The 2,269-nt window shown below is 54.6% G+C and carries 2 protein-coding genes; one reads left to right on the top strand and one right to left on the bottom strand.

Annotation, left to right across the window (positions count from 1 at the left end):
• Nucleotides 1–242 precede the first annotated feature (242 nt).
• Complete coding sequence (locus RMO15_RS21975; RefSeq protein ID WP_309717211.1) at nt 243–1,676, bottom strand: transposase; 1,434 nt, start codon at nt 1,674–1,676, stop codon at nt 243–245.
• A 96-nt stretch (nt 1,677–1,772) separates the two neighbouring features.
• Here RMO15_RS21975 and RMO15_RS21970 point away from each other — a divergent pair.
• The coding region (locus RMO15_RS21970; RefSeq protein ID WP_309717208.1) for a condensation domain-containing protein at nt 1,773–2,269 on the top strand (497 nt) is incomplete at its 3' end.

Raw genomic sequence — 2,269 nt, 5'->3', positions numbered from 1 at the left:
GGCTGGGCCTGGGGGCTAGGGCGTGGTGATTTACGCCTGCGCGTGCTCTCCTCAGACACAAACGGGGTCGTGATCGAGCTCGCCGAGGGCACCCGGGTGCGTGGCCACCTCACCGTCAACCCGGCAGGGGGAGAAAAGCTGCGCTACACGGCACTCTAAACCCATGTATAAGGATGCAATACCTTCGCCAAAACGGTGTGACTTTCTCAATGCCTGATGCCATCACTGCCAGAAGAAAAATCTCAGGTGCAAAGCTCCATTGTAGCCGTCGGAGCCCCTCCTGAAGCCACCTTCCCACCTGGATGGATCAACCCAAGACGACAAACCTGGTCCACAACCGATTCCAGCCGCGAGAGCACACCAGAACAAACAATCCCATCCGCAAATTCCGGAAGACATTTCAAGGCAGAAGGAAGACACTTCAGCGTTTCAAGAGCGTAGCGACGGCCACGGTAGTAACTTTTCAGATCAACAACACCCGCCTCGGGAAACGACTCGCCAAAACGCTCCAAAAGGTGACAACTCAGATTGCCCAGGAAAAACGAGAGGCCGACCGCGTTGTGCACGGAGGTCTCACCAACACACACAAAGTCAGACAGGCCAAAATGCTGCTTGGCATCGCGAAACTCAAACTCGATCTGGAAGCGAAGACCGTAGTAGTCAATCAACGTGAGGGCTTCCAAGGCCAAGTCGCTACTAAACAAGAGCACATGCCCACGACGCCCGCTCACTAGGTGTGTCTTGACAATCACCACGATATTGAGCACCTCAGCAAAGTCTTTGTGCCGACACTGTATCTGGTAGACTTCACGCTCGTAGCCCTCTTCTTTCTGACAAGACACCCGAGAGGCGGCAGGCAGATTATCGTAATCCAGACGCTGGCCATACTGCAGACGTGGACAGGCTTGTTTCTGAGCTTCTGTTGGCAACAGATACAGTTGGGCATCGTGACGCATTTTGGAGATCAGGTGCAATCCCAACTGGCGCGTCATCTGGTAAGAGGGATGATTGCCAAAATGTCCATCCAGAACAAAGTAATGTAGCGCTATCTTCTTGCCAATGAGTGTCAGAAGCTTCTGGGTCCACAGAAGGATGCGCCCCAGCTCTGGGCTGAGGGTAATTTGTTCTTTGTTCTTGTTTTTACTGCCCTTGGGGCGTCCTGCTTTCTTGACGGTTCCCCCTGTTTTGCGATTCTTGGTTTTTCTGTCTTCTCGCTTTTGCCTAGCCCTGTCCTTCTCGTCTTGAGTGCGAACGACTTGCTGAACCGAGAGGGTGTAGGCTTGCCTCTTTTGGACACTGACCAGGGCCAGAGCGAAGAAGGCTACCCCCGCCACCGGTCTATCGGCAAGCGAGGAGAAGAAGCGGTCCAACCCAAAGGTGTGTTTGCCTGCCTTTTTTACAACGGTTTCATCTCCCACCAGCAGATAGGTATCCGTGGCGACATAGAGCCGCATCAAGAACTGGAGCCAGTTGACTTGCATCCAATCGATGTTGGTGTGGAAGAATCGGTGAACGGTGCGATAGCTTCCTCCTTTGTCTGCCCATCTGGCGATGCCTCTCTGGGTGATGTGGGCGGGCATGACGAGCATCGCCATGACGATTTGGTAGAGCTGTCGGCAGGTTGTCTTTGTCAGGACGGGTTGTAAGTTCAGCAGAAGCGATAGAATGTCGGGCATGGGTTTTTGGGTCGTTCAGTCTGGGTTTGATCACTTTGACTGTACTCCAAAAGCCCTATTTTCTTCTCGGCATGCCTGTCGGCCGAACTACGATTTTTGGCGAAGGTATTGTTGATTGGCATCCACCACATCGCGTCCGATGGTTGGTCCAGAGCGGTTCTCTACGACGAGATCCTCCAGCTTTACCCTGCCTTCCAAACCGGGGAACCGTCTCCCCTTAATCCCTTACCACTCCAGTACGCTGATTTCGCCCTCTGGCAGCGCCAGTGGCTCCAAGGCAGCGTACGCGAAGAGCAGCTCCAGTACTGGGTTCAGCAGCTTGCGGAGCTAACGCCCCTCACGCTTCAAACCGACCGGCCGCGCCCTCCGATCCAGACCGACCACGGCGCGACTTCCTGTCACACACTCGCTCCAGGGCTCACCCAGCAGCTGAAGGAGCTTGGCCGACAAGAGAACACCACCCTCTTCATGACGGTGTTGGCCGCGTTTAATGTTTTACTCTCCCGCTACAGTGGTCAGGAAGACATCGCCCTTGGCGCTCCTATTGCGAATCGCAACCGAGCAGAGATCGAGGGACTTATCGGTTTCTTCGC

Source organism: Armatimonas sp. (assembly GCF_031410135.1).
Classification (GTDB): domain Bacteria; phylum Armatimonadota; class Armatimonadia; order Armatimonadales; family Armatimonadaceae; genus Armatimonas.
This window is presented reverse-complemented; position numbering and strand designations above follow the sequence as displayed.

Excerpts from the sequence above, each read along its gene's own strand:
- RMO15_RS21975 (WP_309717211.1), bottom strand. The coding sequence starts at position 1,676 with ATGCCCGACATTCTATCGCTTCTGCTGAACTTACAACCCGTCCTGACA.